Genomic DNA, 15,864 nt, shown 5'->3' on the forward strand with positions numbered 1-15,864 from the left:
CTCTTCACATTGCATTCGTCTCAATGCAAAACCTCTTCTCCCAACAAAACGATCGCCATAATTGTTTTTCAATAAAATATTTAAGCGCAGTTTAATCACATATGCCGTTATGTTTTATTGTTTTGTCAAAGCTTGAAAAGCTTGTTTTCCAATGGCGTTCTTTCAAGCTTTGCAAAAGCGCCCTTATCAAGGCATTCCAAAAGAAGCATATTGTTGCTTCAAACAAGCAAAACAGGCCATTGCGGATAAAAAGCAAAGCGAAAATGCTATGATTTCTTTCATCAACCGGCGTTGGAAACAAGCATTGACTTTTTATATTCCGCGCATCCGCTTCCGTGCAAAAAAACAATTCAAACTTTGACAAGAAGCCAAAGAATAAAGGTTTTACAATGCGGCCGTCACAATTATTTCTATCCGATAGAGAGGAGAGGCAAGTTGCGCTTCACATGTTGCACGAGCAGACGCCGCGCCTTCTTCCAACCATGCTTCCCAAACCTCGTTCATAATGTCGAAATCCACCATATTGGCAAGCCAGATTGTTGCCGATAACAATCGGGATTTGTTGGTTCCGGCCTTTGCTAACAAGTGATCAATTGCCGAGAGCGCTTCGACTGTTTGTTCTTTGGTAGTTTTCCCGGGACTTCCGACCTGTCCTGAAAGAAAAACCATACCATTATAGATCACGGCTTCGCTCATCCGCTTATTCGCATCAATACGTTTTATCGTCATCCATTTTCCCTCAATGAATATTATTTCGCGTCAAATGCTTTATTTATTGGCATATCAAGAGCAAAAGTCTATTTTCTCATTTATCTTCATGACCACGCTTCCAATATTATCAAAGTTTATATGAATCAAAGTCAACCAACCCTTCCGGTAACCGAAGCACTTCCCGAACTCGACAAAGCTCTCGGCTTAACAGGAAAAGCTATTCTCGTTGCCCCGCCGGGTGCTGGCAAAACCACACTTGTGCCCCTTCATCTTTTAAAACAGGATTGGTGCAAAAATAAAAAAATCATACTGCTTGAGCCAAGGCGTCTGGCAGCGCGCGCTGCTGCACGACAAATGGCATCCCGCCTTGGTGAAAAAGTCGGTGAAACTGTCGGCTATCTCATGCGCTTTGATAAAAAAATCTCCAAAAACACGCGCATTCTTGTGGTAACCGAGGGCGTATATTCACGCATGGTTCTCGACGATCCCGAACTATCATCAGCAGCAGCCGTTTTGTTTGACGAATTTCATGAACGTAGCCTTGATGCCGATTTCGGTTTGGCATTGACGCTTGATATAATGGAGGGATTGCGCCCTGATTTAAAAATTCTTGTCATGTCGGCAACACTTGATGGAGCAAGAATTGAAAAAGTCCTTCAGGGAGCGCCTCTGATTGAATCAAAAGGACGAAGCTTTCCCGTTAATATTGTCTATCAACCACGAAAGGTAACCGATACTATCGAAGAAGCTATGGCAAAAGCCATCCGTCATTGGCTGTCATCACAGCCTGCAAGTATTCTCGCCTTTCTTCCCGGACAAAGGGAAATAAAAAAAACGGCGCAATTGCTTGCCGACAAGGTAGATAAAAATACCATTATTGCGCCTCTTTACGGAGCCATGGACATTAAAGAACAGGATATAGCAATCAAACCTGCCGATCAGGGCTTTCGTAAAGTGGTTCTTGCAACCTCTATTGCCGAAACGTCTCTCACAATTGATGGTATCGGCGTTGTTATTGATAGCGGACTTTCCCGTGTGCCGGTTTTTGAACCTTCAACGGGGGTCACAAGACTTGAAACAGTGAGAGCTTCGCGCGCTTCGGTCAACCAGCGCGCCGGTCGTGCAGGAAGAACAGCACGTGGTATTGCTGTGCGCCTTTGGCACGAAGGACAAACCTCATCACTGCAAGATTTTCAGACCCCCGAAATATTTTCAGCCGATCTTTCCAACCTTGTGCTTGATAGTGCTGCATTCGGAATTACCGATTTATCAAAACTTGTCTTTCTTGACCCGCCGCCAAAACCGCAAATCGTTGAAGCACGCGAATTGTTAAAAAAACTTGATGCGATTGATGAAACCGGCCGCATCACACCCATTGGCAAGAAAATGCGTGAAACGGCTTTGCCGGTGCGACTCTCTGCCATGTTTATCAAAACAAAGACCATAGAAGAGACCCGTTTGGCAAGCGAGATTGCCGTGATATTGACAGAACGGGGACTTGGCGGAAACGACGACGATATCGGGCACAGAATTGAAAAATTCCGCACTGATCAATCCGACCGGGCAAAAAAAGCGCGCTTGCTCGTTCAACGTCTTGTCAAAGGACAATGGCTCGATAGTCGGCCTGACAGCAAAATCGGGTTTGAAAATTCGGCCGCACTTTCTGTCGATCAAGCAGGGCGGCTCCTACTTTTTGCCTGGCCTGACCGCGTTGCAAAAGCAAGGGGCAATAGGGGACGTTTTTTGCTTGCCAATGGAAGAGGTGTTGCAGTTGATGAATTTTCATACCTTTTCAAAGCGGATTATCTGGTGGTTGCCGATATGATGGGAAAAGCCGAAGAGGCGCGTGTTCTTGCCGCTGCAAAAATCGACGAAGAAACAATCTGCAACGTACTAGCCGATAAAATAGAAGGCCACACAGACCTTTCTTTCGATGTGCAATCGCGTTCTTTCCGTGCACGAGAAATTCAAAAACTTGGAGCAATCAATTTAAGCGAAAAACCGCTACCTCTCCCCTCTGGTGAAGAAGCCGACCATGCCGTTATCGAGGCTATAAGGCGTTACGGCCTCGATATTCTCCCATGGACCAAAGAAACCATCGCGTTAAGATGCCGTCTTCAATGGTTACACCGTGGTTTGGGCGAACCATGGCCTGATATGTCGGATGAAGAACTTTTAAAAAAGCTCGACGACTGGCTATTGCCCTTTCTTCACGGAGAAGCACGGATTGATACAATAAGCGGGAAAATGATTTATAATGGTCTTCTATCGCTTGTACCTTATCAGCTTCAAAACGAAATAGACAAAAAAGCCCCCACCCATTTTACTGTACCGACGGGATCTCACATTCCGATCAACTATGAAGGGGAAGCGCCACTCATTTCTGTCCGCGTTCAGGAATTATTCGGGCTCAGTCAACATCCTTCCATTGCCGATGGACATATACCACTTGTTCTCGAACTTCTTTCCCCTTCCCACCGGCCAATCCAGATCACGCGTGATCTGCCGGGCTTCTGGCGCGGTTCATGGGCCGATGTAAGAGCTGAAATGCGCGGGCGCTACCCGAAACACCCGTGGCCGGAAGACCCGCTCTCCGCACTCCCGACGCGGCGCACAAAGCCGCGCGGCAGTTGAAATGAAGCCGAATATCAGCTTTAAACATGATGAAACGACATTGTTTCGTTTAACCGATTTTCCGAATAAATAGACGAGCTCACTTCGCAAAGGCAAAATTGGCAAAGGCAAAATTGATGGAAAAGGAATTTTTTCAACGCACATCCACCTATTCGCGCCGCTTGCGTTCGACAACGCTCATCCGCATACGCTGGCTTGCTATTTTCAGCCAGACGATAACAATTGCTTTTGTTTCGGTCTATCTGGGCTTCAAGTTCCCGATTGTCCCGTGCGCAATATTGATTGCTGCATCCATTTGGCTCAATATTTTTCTGACATTCTTTTATTCGATCAATGACCGCTTATCTTCGAATGTCGCTACTGCCATTCTGGGTATCGATATTTTACAGTATGCCGCTTTGCTTTATCTGACAGGCGGCCTGCAAAATCCTTTCTCGGTTTTACTGATTGCTCCGGCGGTAATATCTGCAACTTCACTGCCAAGAAAACACATCATCTTTCTCAATTTGCTGGTCATCATTCTGGCAAGTTTCCTCTCCACCTATTCCGAACCTTTGCCTTGGTATTCCGGTCATACTATTGAAATGCCAAGGCTTCTTGTTGACGGCATCTGGACGGCAATTGTTTCCTCGCTCATATTTACGACGACCTATGGCTATAGGGTTGCGGAGGAAACCCGAAGCCTTGCCGACGCATTAAGTGCTACCGAACTTATTATGCAACACGAAAAACATTTATCCGAACTGGATGGCCTTGCAGCAGCTGCGGCCCACGAACTTGGCACCCCGCTTGCAACAATCCAGCTTGTCGTCAAGGAAATGTATAACGGATTAAAGGATGATCCGGACATTGGCGACGATTTGCGCCTTCTGTTAAGCCAGACCGAGCGATGCCGGAACATATTGAAACGTTTGACAACACTTTCCAGTGAAGGTGAAGAACATCTTTCCCATCTGAGCCTTCTGGAACTTCTAGAAGAGGTTTCGGAACCGCTTCGCGAATTCGGTATCGATATTGTTTTCGAAAAAGGTGAAACAACCGGTAAAGAACCGGTTTTCCCTCGGAATCCCGGCATCCTCTACGGTCTTGGCAATCTATTGGAAAATGCCGTCGATTTTGCACGCAGCAAGGTTATCATCCAATATAAATGGAATGAAAAATATGTAGCACTCACGATTATCGACGACGGTCATGGCTACGATCCTTCCATTCTCGATCGTATTGGCGAACCTTATACCACAAGCCGCCATACCGATAGTCAGGGAGGCGGATTGGGACTTGGACTATTCATTGCAAAAACACTGCTCGAACGATCGGGAGCGCTTTTACGCTTCCGGAATAGTCCCAAAAAAGAGTTCGGTGCAGAAGTCTATCTGGCATGGAGTAGAAAGGGGTTGACCAAGTCCAACACGATTTGACAATTTGTCGCAGTCAAGGCTAATGTTGACAATCAAGCGGTAGATTTTACCCCTAGCCGATAAAGGACGATGAATGACTGACACTGCACATGATCAGAATGCAATTGGGGCCGATACTTCTTTGCTTCTGGTTGACGACGACAAGCCGTTTCTTCACCGTTTGGCGCGTGCCATGGAAACACGTGGTTTCAATGTGACTATGGCCGAATCAGTGCAAGATGGCATCGCCAATGTGCGCCATAGCCCACCAGCATATGCGGTGGTTGATCTGAAATTGGGGGATGGTAACGGGCTTGATGTCATTGAAGAAATTCGTAAAATCCGCCCTGACACCCATATGATTGTATTGACCGGCTATGGCAATATCGCTTCGGCTGTCAATGCTGTAAAACTTGGCGCAATCGACTATCTCTCGAAACCTGCCGATGCCGACGACATATTCGGAGCTTTAACCCGCCACGCCGGTGAAAAAGCTCCGGTACCGGAAAATCCTATGTCGGCGGATCGGGTACGTTGGGAACACATCCAACGCGTTTACGAAATGTGCGACCGTAATGTTTCTGAAACCGCCCGCAAGCTCAACATGCACCGGCGTACTTTACAACGTATTCTGGCAAAACGCGCACCGCGATGAAATGAAAATGACGGCTGAAAACCGATATGCTGCTTGGCAACCTCTGTCGCGGTTCCGGTATGATGAATATCGATTATTGTCGCATACGCCCCATTTTTTTAAAAACTTGTCACCAGAAATATATGGAATTGCCCAAGATTGTCTGGATTCTCTGTGAAGCCTAGAAGGCTGGCATTACCGGTTACCAAATAAATCAGTCGGCTTTCTCTTCATTGTCGTCGGCAAGGTCGAATCCTTCGAGTTCAGCGCGCGTAAGTCTCCGCGCTGCAACCCTCGAAAAGCGCAACATAACGGCTTTGCGTGTTGCTGCCGACATACGGTGTTCTGGCGCCTCCCGCATAATATAGCCGTCAAAACCATCTGCCAGAATAAACCCGCAATCTTCAGGAAAAAGTTCCATCGGAACTTCGTTGTGACTGGCAAAATAGAGGCGGTCGCAATGTATCCGGTAATCCGGCCATTTGTGATCGGCTCTCAAATCTCCTACAGAAGATTTGATCTCGACAATAATCACTTCACCCTTGCGTGTAATTCCCACAAGGTCAGCCCGCCTTCCGTCGGCAAGCGGCAACTCGCTTAAAACAGGAATACCAAGTCGCAAAAAAAGTCTTTGAACGCCGTGGCGAACCATCAGAGCTTTTTCCGATTGACGCCCGTCGTCCAATGGATGTTCTTTATGAAGATTGATAATCGGCATAACGAGAAAGTTTACTTGTTCCTTTTGAATTCATATCCGGCAGTTTTTCCATTCCTCATGACTGTTGATCGACACGAGCCTTGAAACAACACTTCGCAAACACGTTTATCGGTAATTCTTTAATCTCAATCGGTTTTAGCGATCGAATTTACGAATGTTGGTTCACTCATGCCTGTTCATTGGCGCAAAATTACCAGTGCTACATTATTGGTGATGAACGCCCAATTCATTCAATGTTTTTTCGATCATTGGCAGCATTTTTTCAACAATGACAGCAACGCCTTTTTCATTGGGATGTTTGCCATCGTCCAACTGCAGATCCTGATGACCTGCTACACCCTCCAGAAAGAAAGGATAGAAGGCTACATGATATTTGTCGGCAAGACGTTGATAGATCGACTCGAATTGCTGCGCTTTTTCTTTACCATAGTTGGGAGCGCTTTTCATGCCGACAAGTATGACCGGTATTTTGCGCTCTTTCAAGCGTGACAACATGAAATCAAGATTATCTTCCGTAACTTTCGGGTCTATGCCGCGCAACATGTCGTTGGCACCGAGTTCCAGAATGACAAGCCCTGTTTGTTCGGGTACCGACCAGTCAAGACGTTCGCGTCCGCCTGTCGTTGTATCACCCGAAACTCCCGCATTGATAACTGATATATTATAATTTTTTGCCTGCAAGGCGGCTTCAAGGGCGGCGGTAAAGGATTTATCGACGGGGAGCCTGTAACCGGCCATAAGGCTATCGCCAAATCCGACAATCTGGAATGGACGTGGCGGCGTCAAATCATCATCAAGAACTGTTGTTTCACTATCTTCCCGTGCCGGTTCCTGTGTTTGCCCGGTTTCTTCAGCAAATAGAGGTAAACTCGAAATGCAGCCAAAAGAAAGGCCGATAAATGCGCAAATGAATGATCGCAACATTATTTCTCAATCCCTTTACGAGAAGTATAATTATATTTTAAATCAGCTTATGGCATAAGAACAGGAGTTATTTGTGGCAAGTTCACTGGTTAAACTGAAAAATATTGATCTTACTCTTGGTGAAGGAAGCTCTCGCGTTCACGTTTTAAAGGAATTGTCACTTACGGTAAATCAAGGTGAAACCGTGGGCATAGTGGGCCCCTCCGGCTCCGGCAAATCGACATTGCTTATGGTGCTTGCCGGACTTGAAAAAATCGATAGTGGTGAAATAACCATTGCGGGTACGCGCATCGACAAGATGAATGAAGATGAAGCAGCGATTTTTCGCGGGCAGAATATCGGCATTGTTTTCCAATCCTTCCAACTTATTCCCAATATGACGGCTTGGGAAAATGCGGCAGTTCCTCTTGAACTTGCGGGGAACAAGGATGCTTTTGATATTGCCAAAAAAGAACTAGAAAGCGTCGGGCTTGGCGGACGACTTCATCATTATCCTGCAACATTATCAGGTGGTGAGCAACAGCGCGTTGCAATTGCCCGCGCACTCGCCCCCAATCCCCGTATATTGGTTGCTGACGAACCGACAGGCAATCTTGATGCCGACACGGGTAAAACAATTGCCGACCTCATATTCAAACGTGCCAGAGAACATGGATTGACGACTGTGCTTGTTACCCATGACCTTGGCCTTGCTGCACGTTGTGAACGCCAAATCCACGTGAAAAACGGTTGCATCGAAAATGAAAGCGTGATGCAGGCATGAAAAGATTTCAAGAACTTTGTCTGGCATGGCGTTTCTGTTTGAGAGAAATGCGTAGCGGCCTCAAAGGATTTTATATTTTCCTTTGCCTTATTGCATTGGGGGTTGCAGCAATTGGCGGGGTGGATGGTGTTTCAAAAAATATTAGCAATGAAATCAAAAATCAGGGGCAGGTAATTCTTGCCGCAGACATACGTTTTAGCCATACACAGCGCGAGGCAAATGAAAAAGAATTGGCATTTTTCAAAGCCAATGGAAAAGTTTCCGAAAATATTCTTATGCGCTCGATGGCACGACGAGTCGATACAAATGACGGCACATTGGTCGAAATAAAGGCTGTCGACAGCTCATACCCGCTTTATGGCGAGTTAAAAACCGTTCCCCAAGCCACAAACAACGAATTGTTCGGAAAAGATGGGAAAGGTTCTGGTGGTTTTGGTGTCGCAATCCAGAAACTTTTGCTTGACCGGCTTCAGCTTCACATTGGTGACAAAATTAGAATTGGAGATCGCGACTTTACAATTCGCGCAGTTGTCGAGGAAGAACCTGACCTCTTGTCGGAAGGCTTTCAGCTTGGGCCCCGACTTTTTATGTCAATTGATGCTTTACGTGAAACGGGTCTTATCGTTCCCGGAAGTTTGCACAATTTTGTTTATCGGATCAAACTTGATAATCCGTCGGATAGCACCTTGCAAAACCTTAGGAATAACCATGAAAAAGAGTTTTCGGAAAATGGTTGGGCGATCCGCGCCCACGTCGATGCTGCTCCTGTTTTGCAAAAAAACATCGAACGTTTTACCAGTTTTCTTACTCTTATCGGGCTTACAGCGCTTGTTGTCGGAGGCGTTGGCATTGCCAATTCTGTCAGTGCCTATATGGACAAAAAACGCAAGGTAATAGCCATATTCAAAGCACTTGGTGCGCGTTCGCGTTTCATTGAAGAAATTTATTTTTCACAAATCATGTTCATCGCACTCATTGGAATTGTGATAGGTCTTGTTTTCGCGGCAATCATTCCCTTTGTGGCAAGTTTTGTCATCAGCCATTATTTACCATTTTTCGAGCACACACATTTTTCACCAGCCAGTCTCATCCTTGCAGTCATTTTTGCATTATTGACAGTTGCTGCCTTTGCAATACTGCCTTTATCCAGGGCCCGCTTTATTTCGGTAACGACGCTTCTTCGTCCTTTCGACGTTTCGACAATCAAAAAGTCGGATAAATCTGCGCAGCTCTCTTCAGCAATATTACTTCTCATAACTGCAATTCTTGCGATTTCGACCGCATCGGACAAAAGACTTGCTTTCATATTTATCATCGCAGTCATTATTGTCTTCCTGGTTTTAAGAGCGGTTTCCTCGACAATTATTTTTCTCGCGCGCAAATGCGCCCATGTCCATTCAACCATTTTGCGCGTTGCAATAGCCAATATTTATCGGCCACAATCCATTACCCCTTCGGTTGTTCTGGCACTCGGGCTGGGTCTGACACTGCTTGTTACGCTTTCCACAATCGACAGCAATTTGAGATCCGAGCTATCCGGTTCGGTTCCCGAAAAGGCTCCTGATTTCTTCTTTATGGATATTCTGAAAAGTGATGCAGACGATTTTTCCAGCTTTCTGCATAAGCAAGATCCGTCGGGAAGCTTCAAGATCATGCCGACATTGCGCGCCCGTATCACAAAAATAAACGGTGAACCGGTAAAGAACAGACATGTAAAAGAAGACAGTGAATGGGTGTTGCGGGGTGACCGGAATATTACCTATTCGGCAGCTATGCCGGAAAACACTGTGCTTTCCGAAGGCAAATGGTGGAAAAATGACAGAAGTGATGCAATCGAGGTTTCTGTTTCCAAAAGGGAAGCAATGGGACTGTTTTTGAAACTTGACGATACCATTACTGTCAATGTGTCGGGGCGGGAAATAACCGCGCGCATCACCAGTCTTCGAGATGTCGATTGGGATTCATTCAATATGAACTTCGTAATGATTTTTTCGCCACAAGCCTTACAAGCTGCACCACATGTTTATCTTGCAACTTTCAAAGCGGGCAATAACCATGCCCTCAATGAAGCGGCATTGATGCGTGACATTGCAAATCGTTTCCCTTCGATTACGGTTGTACCTGTTCGTCAGGTTCTTTATGACGCGAGAAAAATCGTTGATGAAATTGGTACTGCAATCCGTGCTTCATCTGCGATCGCAATTCTTGCTGCAATTCTTGTCCTCGTCGGCACACTTTCTTCGACCAACCGTTCGCGTATTCATGATGCAGTAATCTTGAAAACCTTGGGTGCAACCCGCAAAATGCTCCTCAAGGCCTATCTTGCCGAATATACAATTCTCGGACTTGCAACGGCGATTTTTGCATTTATTGCCGGAACGATAGCCGGTTCAACGATCGGCCATTATAAAATGGAGATAACCAATACCCATTTTTTCTTCGGCTCGGGTGTCATGGTTGTCCTTGTCGCTCTTATCCTGACAATCGGTTTCGGTCTTATCGGAACCTGGCACATTTTGAGTGAAAAACCATCGCGTTTTCTTAAAGAATTGTAATGTGTTGAAAACAATGAAAGACTTGTAATTTATCAAATTAATGCCCATAATATCGGTTAGGCATGCTGGGGTTCCGCCAGCGGCGCCCGGATTTCAAGTGGGGGAAAACAGCTTTTCCAGCCATTTACCGACACCGTCCGGAACACAAGCTAAAGGATTATTTATATGGCTGATTTCAGAAACTTTCGCCCGACGACAGTCACTCAGGCCGATGCTTCCATTGACCAAGGACTGCGCAGTTATATGCTAGGCGTCTACAACGCGATGGCAATCGGGCTTGTTATAACAGGTATCGCAGCGTTTGCTATTGCTTCACTTGCAACAACGAGCGATCCGACACCTTATATGTTACCCAATGGCGTCCATCTGACATCATTCGGTGTTACCTTTTATACGTCACCGTTTGCGTATGTTGTGATGTTTGCCCCGCTCATTGCAGTTTTCTTTCTAAGCTTCAAAATCGAGTCGTTGAGCACAAGTTCGGCGCGCGCATTGTTTTTTGTCTATGCAGCACTTGTCGGTTTGTCGCTTTCGTCAATCATTTTGCGCTACACACCTGCAAGCATTACGCAGACATTCTTTATCACTGCGGCTTCTTTCGGTGCCCTTTCACTCTATGGTTACACAACAAGACGCGATCTGACAGGCATGGGGTCTTTCCTCTTTATGGGGTTGATTGGTCTTCTGCTTGCCATGGTTGTCAATTTGTTCCTTGGCTCGAATGCGCTGCAATTTGCAATCTCGATTATTGGTGTTCTTATTTTTGCCGGTCTTACCGCTTATGACACACAGACAATCAAGGTTATGTATTATGAAGGCGATGCTGAAGAAACACGTGGCCGCAAGGTTGTGATGGGTGCTTTGACACTCTATCTCGACTTCATCAATATGTTCGTTTTCTTGTTGCAATTCCTCGGTCAGAATCGCAACTCCTAAAAATTCGAATATAAAACGATTTTTAAACCCCGCCTTTTTTGAAGACGGGGTTTTTTAGGCCATTTTTAAAGGTGTTGGAATTTGCTTACCCGATTATGTGCACGGTTTTCCGATAGAATTTAACCGATAAATGCAACAGCTTTCCGCTGCTTTTTCAAAGAAGCAAATCCAATGGATAGGATCAAACAATCTTGAATAGTTTTTTATCAAACACTTTCAGAACATTGCGAAGTTCTTTACCACGTTTCAAGATCAACCCGCTTGCAGCAATGACGCTATAAGCACCCTGGCGGCTCGCCAATTTCGGATTTTTTTCGACACGGTAAAGCGGTATTTCCGCAGTGCGGCGAAATATGGAAAACACGGCTCTGTCATCAAGATGGTCAATCGCATAATCACGCCATTCGCCGGCAGCGACCATTTGTCCATAAACCCGCAAAATCGCGTTCAGTTCAATCCGGTTAAAGGCAACAGGCCCTATATGTTTCCTGGAACCGTTTTGTGAAAAAGCTTCGATTATTATTGCTTCATCGTCGCTCATATCAGCCATGGTGCTAATCTTCCAACATTTACGGATATTATTGTCCCATTTTAAATGGTGTAGACAATTTTTCTTGCAATAATTAAATCTTTTATCATATTCCAGTGAAAAAATAGATGGTAATAGTTTTCAATTTAGAGCGACAAATCTTGTAGTTTTAAAGCTGGCACTTCATATTATGGTTAAAGCTTTCGAGCGGGGCAACTCTGCTTTCAGAAAAAATCATGGACATCCTCAAAAATAAAAAATTCCATTGGCCAAGCCAATTAAGTCAAAAAGCCCTTCAGACAAGGTTGTTGCAAGCTGTCCGGAACCGTCATGGACACCGTCCGAAAGATGCCGATTGCGACACTTATGATATGGTCGTCGGCTCTTACAATATTCATAAATGTGTTGGTGTCGACAATGTTTTCGATCCCGCACGAATTGTACATGTCGTTGCGGAACTTGATCCCGATATTATGGCATTTCAGGAAGCCGACAAGCGTTTTGGCGAAAGAATAGGCTTGCTTGATCCGGAACTTTTGAAATCGGAAACCGGATTGGAACGCGTTCCGATCAATACCATGTCTCCACGTGGACTTGGCTGGCATGGCAATGCACTTTTCATCCGTAATGGCAAAGTCAAAGATATCGTTCAGCTCAATCTGCCCGGTGTTGAACCGCGCGGTGCACTCATTGTCGAGCTGGATATGCCGCTCGGGCTTATCCGCATTGTTGCAGCCCATTTCGGACTGTTGCATCATTCGAGGATTCAGCAGGCAAAACTTATTCTGTCTATTCTGGAAAAACGTGAAATCATGCCGACAATTATGATCGGTGATCTGAATGAATGGCGACTTGGCAGGACATCCTCCCTTAAAAGTCTTTCTCCGTTCTTTGATTTAAGACTCGGCACATTGCCAAGTTTTCCCTCCCGTTTCCCTGTTCTGGCACTAGACCGTGTTTTTGCCTATCCGCACGAGCTTGTTTCCAACATAGAAATTCATAACTCACCACTTGCACGGCTTGCTTCCGATCATCTGCCTATCAAGGCGGAGATCGACCTTGAAGGCGCTACCAAATTGCTGAAAGAACGCACAAAAACCGGAGCGATCAACCGCTTGAAATAAGCTGATTGATAAGATTCGATAAACCGTGTCGCGCGTGAAATAAAGGGTGATCGACCAACGCTGAAGGATTTGAAAACACGAAAGAAATCCGGTTTTCAAATTTATACTTCGGATTGCTGTTTAGATGGAAGAAGCTGGTAACTCCAGCCGGTTATACATCGTATTTGCACGCAAAAAATCTTACCAATTTTTTCGAAGACGATGAAACGCTTCAAAGATAGGGCGAACCCAACCAGATCATTTTGTCGATCAAACGCGAAAGAAACGGTCGTTTTAAAAGATCTTCCATTCTGACCTCATGCGCATTTTCCCGTTCGTGACTGATTTTTTGTGAAAGATAACAGGCAAGCGACTCGTCGAATATTTCCATATCAATTTCGAAATTCAGTCTTAACGAGCGCGAGTCGAGATTTGACGAGCCGATATAACTCCAGCGATCATCAATCTCCATGAGTTTGGAATGGTTGAATGGTCCTTCTGCACGCCATATGCGGCATCCGTCACGCAACAATTGGTCAAATTGCGCGCGCATGGCACAATCGACAAGTTTCAGATTGTTATTTCCCGGTACAACAATATCAACTTCGACACCCCGACGGGCCGCTGTAACCAGCGCACTTATCAACTCCCGATCAGGCAAGAGATAAGGTGTCATGATGCGGATATGTCGTTCGGCAAGCGAGAATGCCCCGATCAACATATGCTGGTTTGTTTCAATCAACCGATCCGGACCGGTTGGTACCACACGTATACACACCCCTTCATCGGAATTGTCCGTGATTGCAGGAATAGACCAGATTTTTGTATCGAGATTTTCGCCCTTCGCAAAAGCCCAGTCATTGGCTGCTACCGAAAAAATATCGGCCACAGCAGGCCCCTCGACTCGAAAATGTGTGTCATCCGCGGTTTTTTCACCGCTGAATGTTTGGGAAAAACCGGCACGTATATTCATCCCTCCGGTAAAAGCAACACTCCCGTCAACAACAAGAATTTTTCTGTGGGTGCGCAAATTGGCGTAAGGCAGCCGCAAACCGATTATGATATTGCCGTTAAAAACAGCTACAGGAACGTTCTCGCGCCGCAAATCACGCACGATAGACGGTATCGAATAGCGGGCACCTACCGCATCAATCAGGACACGCACCTCGACACCGCGACGCACCGCGTCCGCTAAAGCAGCAACAAAAAGTTCTCCCATACTATCGCGGTCAAAAATATAGCATTCAAGAATTAACGAACGCTTCGCCGTACCGATTGCCTTTAACATCGCACTGTAAGCTTCGTCGCCATTATCAAGCACCGTCAGGTGATTGCCATGTGTCATGCGGCCGAGACTCACATTATCGCCGAGTTTTTTCATCGGCAGGGCAAGACGGCCAAATCTTTCCAGAATATAGCTATCCGAACAATCATAATTTTCGGCACGCGCACGCCCTTTTCCACCGGCATGACGATGACGTTTATAGACAACGTTGTCATGCATCCGGTTGATACCGAAAATACCATAGATTAAGGCTCCGATAATGGGCGAGAGCATAATAACACCAACCCATCCTATAGCGGTACGAACCTCCTGTTTTGTCATGGTGGCGTGGATTGCTGCCCCAAGCCCCAGAAAAAACGATAATACGGCTAGGATATGCGGCCAATAATTTTCAATAAACACATCCATTGGTTACTTTGCTTTCGTTGGTCTTCACAGACGTTGATAACCGCTACAATGATTAACCTTCTTTATTTCTATGTTACTTCTTTCTTATATTCTATGATAAAGGTGGCGCGAAAATGGTATTGCCGGCATGAAAAAGCAATGCCATAAAACGTAATGTTCTGGAACAGTCATTTTGAAAAGGAAAACCGTCGTGAGTTCAAATAATTGGAATCCGTTGGAAGGTGCACACGAGCTATCGGCGAAATGGGGCTGGTTTTTGGTTCTTGGAATCATCCTTCTTGTTGTCGGTATTATTGCCGCTTTCACATTACCTTTTGCAACGGAAGCCGTTGCTATTTATATCGGCATTATGATGCTTGTGGGTGGTATCGTGCAGATCATCCACGCTTTCGGCGTTAAAAGTTGGGGCCGTTTTTTCTACTGGTTGTTAGCCGGTATTCTTTATACATTCGGTGGCATTGTCTGCCTTGTTCAACCGGTTCTGGCAGCGGCTGTCTTCACTTTCCTGCTCGGATTTTTGCTGGTCGTTGCCGGCGTTATCCGTGTGGTTATCGGTTTTCAGAGCCGCGAACTTAAAGGTCATGGATGGATTATTGCTGCAGGTATCATTACCGCTATTGCCGGCCTTATTATTACGACCGGCTGGCCTGCCAATACGCTATGGGTTTTGGGATTGTTCCTGTCGATTGATCTGATCTTTCAAGGATGGGGATGGATCGGTTTTGCAATCGGGTTACATTCGCTTAAAAATTCGGGCCTATAAAGTTTGAATAAAAAAGGGGAAGAATATTCTTCCCCTTTTTTAACTTTTATCTCAGCTTAACCGTTCATAACAAACATTTGTTAGTCCGTGTTGCACGAAGCCAAGCTCGGCGGCTGCACCTTTGGACAAATCGAGTATACGACCGGCAATAAACGGCCCGCGATCATTAATACGTACGATAATCGATTTTCCATTGAATTTATTGGTCACGCGAATTTTGCTTCCAAGCGGTAATGTCTTATGCGCTGCTGTCATACCGAAAGGATTCATCTTTTCACCAGAGGCCGTTTTCGAGTGCAATGCATACCATGATGCACCGCCGCACTGGTTACCATGACTGACATTGCCATGGTGTACACTGGCTTGACCAAGATTGATAAAACTGACAACAAAGATTGCTGCCAAGAACGGTAGAAGTCTTATTTTATCGGCTAAAAAACACATATCCTGCTAACTGGTTGGAGTTTCGGGGATTAAGCGAAATGAGGATATAACCTATGGTTG

Annotated in this window: 12 protein-coding genes and 2 pseudogenes; 8 read left to right on the forward strand and 6 right to left on the reverse strand. The window is 45.6% G+C overall.

Annotated features, from left to right (window positions below; genetic code table 11):
* Positions 1 to 384 precede the first annotated feature (384 nt).
* Positions 385 to 729, reverse strand: coding sequence for a RidA family protein (locus PEB0122_RS00925; protein ID WP_075915249.1), 345 nt, complete (start codon positions 727 to 729; stop codon positions 385 to 387).
* A 120-nt stretch (positions 730 to 849) separates the two neighbouring features.
* On the opposite strand from PEB0122_RS00925, the gene hrpB reads away from it, so the two are divergent.
* The 3 genes from hrpB (at position 850) to PEB0122_RS00940 (ending at position 5,397) form a co-directional block, all read left to right on the forward strand.
* The gene (gene hrpB / locus PEB0122_RS00930; RefSeq protein ID WP_075915250.1) at positions 850 to 3,345 is read left to right on the forward strand and encodes an ATP-dependent helicase HrpB; all 2,496 of its coding nucleotides are present in this window, start codon (positions 850 to 852) and stop codon (positions 3,343 to 3,345) included.
* Positions 3,346 to 3,461: 116 nt separating this feature from the next.
* On the forward strand, positions 3,462 to 4,763 hold the full coding sequence (locus PEB0122_RS00935) for an ActS/PrrB/RegB family redox-sensitive histidine kinase (RefSeq protein ID WP_075869946.1): 1,302 nt from the start codon (positions 3,462 to 3,464) through the stop codon (positions 4,761 to 4,763).
* 73 nt (positions 4,764 to 4,836) lie between these two features.
* Positions 4,837 to 5,397 (forward strand): ActR/PrrA/RegA family redox response regulator transcription factor, encoded by a 561-nt coding sequence (locus PEB0122_RS00940; protein WP_075869687.1) that lies wholly within the window; start codon positions 4,837 to 4,839, stop codon positions 5,395 to 5,397.
* Positions 5,398 to 5,590: 193 nt separating this feature from the next.
* Here the strand turns inward: PEB0122_RS00940 and PEB0122_RS00945 are convergent, their stop codons facing one another.
* A complete protein-coding gene (locus PEB0122_RS00945; protein WP_075869686.1) occupies positions 5,591 to 6,094 on the reverse strand; it encodes an MmcB family DNA repair protein in 504 nt (167 codons plus the stop codon).
* A gap of 204 nt (positions 6,095 to 6,298) precedes the next feature.
* Positions 6,299 to 7,018, reverse strand: coding sequence for an arylesterase (locus PEB0122_RS00950; protein WP_083650162.1), 720 nt, complete (start codon positions 7,016 to 7,018; stop codon positions 6,299 to 6,301).
* Between the two features lie 73 nt (positions 7,019 to 7,091).
* Here PEB0122_RS00950 and PEB0122_RS00955 point away from each other — a divergent pair, with 73 nt between their 5' ends.
* The 3 genes from PEB0122_RS00955 (at position 7,092) to PEB0122_RS00965 (ending at position 11,272) form a co-directional block, all read left to right on the forward strand.
* A complete protein-coding gene (locus PEB0122_RS00955; protein WP_075869685.1) occupies positions 7,092 to 7,781 on the forward strand; it encodes an ABC transporter ATP-binding protein in 690 nt (229 codons plus the stop codon).
* On the forward strand, positions 7,778 to 10,336 hold the full coding sequence (locus PEB0122_RS00960; protein ID WP_075915251.1) for an ABC transporter permease: 2,559 nt from the start codon (positions 7,778 to 7,780) through the stop codon (positions 10,334 to 10,336). The genes PEB0122_RS00955 and PEB0122_RS00960 overlap by 4 nt, the downstream gene beginning before the upstream one ends.
* 165 nt (positions 10,337 to 10,501) lie before the next feature.
* Complete coding sequence (locus PEB0122_RS00965; protein ID WP_075869683.1) at positions 10,502 to 11,272, forward strand: Bax inhibitor-1/YccA family protein; 771 nt, start codon at positions 10,502 to 10,504, stop codon at positions 11,270 to 11,272.
* Positions 11,273 to 11,453: 181 nt separating this feature from the next.
* On the opposite strand, the pseudogene PEB0122_RS00970 reads toward PEB0122_RS00965, so the two are convergent.
* Positions 11,454 to 11,744: pseudogene (locus tag PEB0122_RS00970) on the reverse strand (DUF2794 domain-containing protein); the annotation flags it as partial.
* Positions 11,745 to 12,037: 293 nt separating this feature from the next.
* Here PEB0122_RS00970 and PEB0122_RS00975 point away from each other — a divergent pair.
* Positions 12,038 to 12,925, forward strand: coding sequence for an endonuclease/exonuclease/phosphatase family protein (locus PEB0122_RS00975; protein ID WP_075915252.1), 888 nt, complete (start codon positions 12,038 to 12,040; stop codon positions 12,923 to 12,925).
* 211 nt (positions 12,926 to 13,136) lie between these two features.
* Here PEB0122_RS00975 and PEB0122_RS00980 read toward each other — a convergent pair whose 3' ends face one another.
* Positions 13,137 to 14,597: a phospholipase D-like domain-containing protein gene (locus PEB0122_RS00980; protein ID WP_075915253.1), complete on the reverse strand. Its 1,461-nt coding sequence runs from the start codon at positions 14,595 to 14,597 to the stop codon at positions 13,137 to 13,139.
* Between the two features lie 190 nt (positions 14,598 to 14,787).
* Here PEB0122_RS00980 and PEB0122_RS00985 point away from each other — a divergent pair, with 190 nt between their 5' ends.
* The gene (locus PEB0122_RS00985) at positions 14,788 to 15,360 is read left to right on the forward strand and encodes an HdeD family acid-resistance protein (protein WP_178391766.1); all 573 of its coding nucleotides are present in this window, start codon (positions 14,788 to 14,790) and stop codon (positions 15,358 to 15,360) included.
* 51 nt (positions 15,361 to 15,411) lie between these two features.
* Here the strand turns inward: PEB0122_RS00985 and PEB0122_RS00990 are convergent.
* A pseudogene (locus PEB0122_RS00990) lies at positions 15,412 to 15,687 on the reverse strand (septal ring lytic transglycosylase RlpA family protein); the annotation flags it as partial.
* Between the last annotated feature and the right edge of the window lie 177 nt (positions 15,688 to 15,864).

Origin of the sequence: Ditibartonella apis (genome assembly GCF_001952075.1) — a bacterium.
Lineage (GTDB): Bacteria > Pseudomonadota > Alphaproteobacteria > Rhizobiales > Rhizobiaceae > Bartonella > Bartonella apis.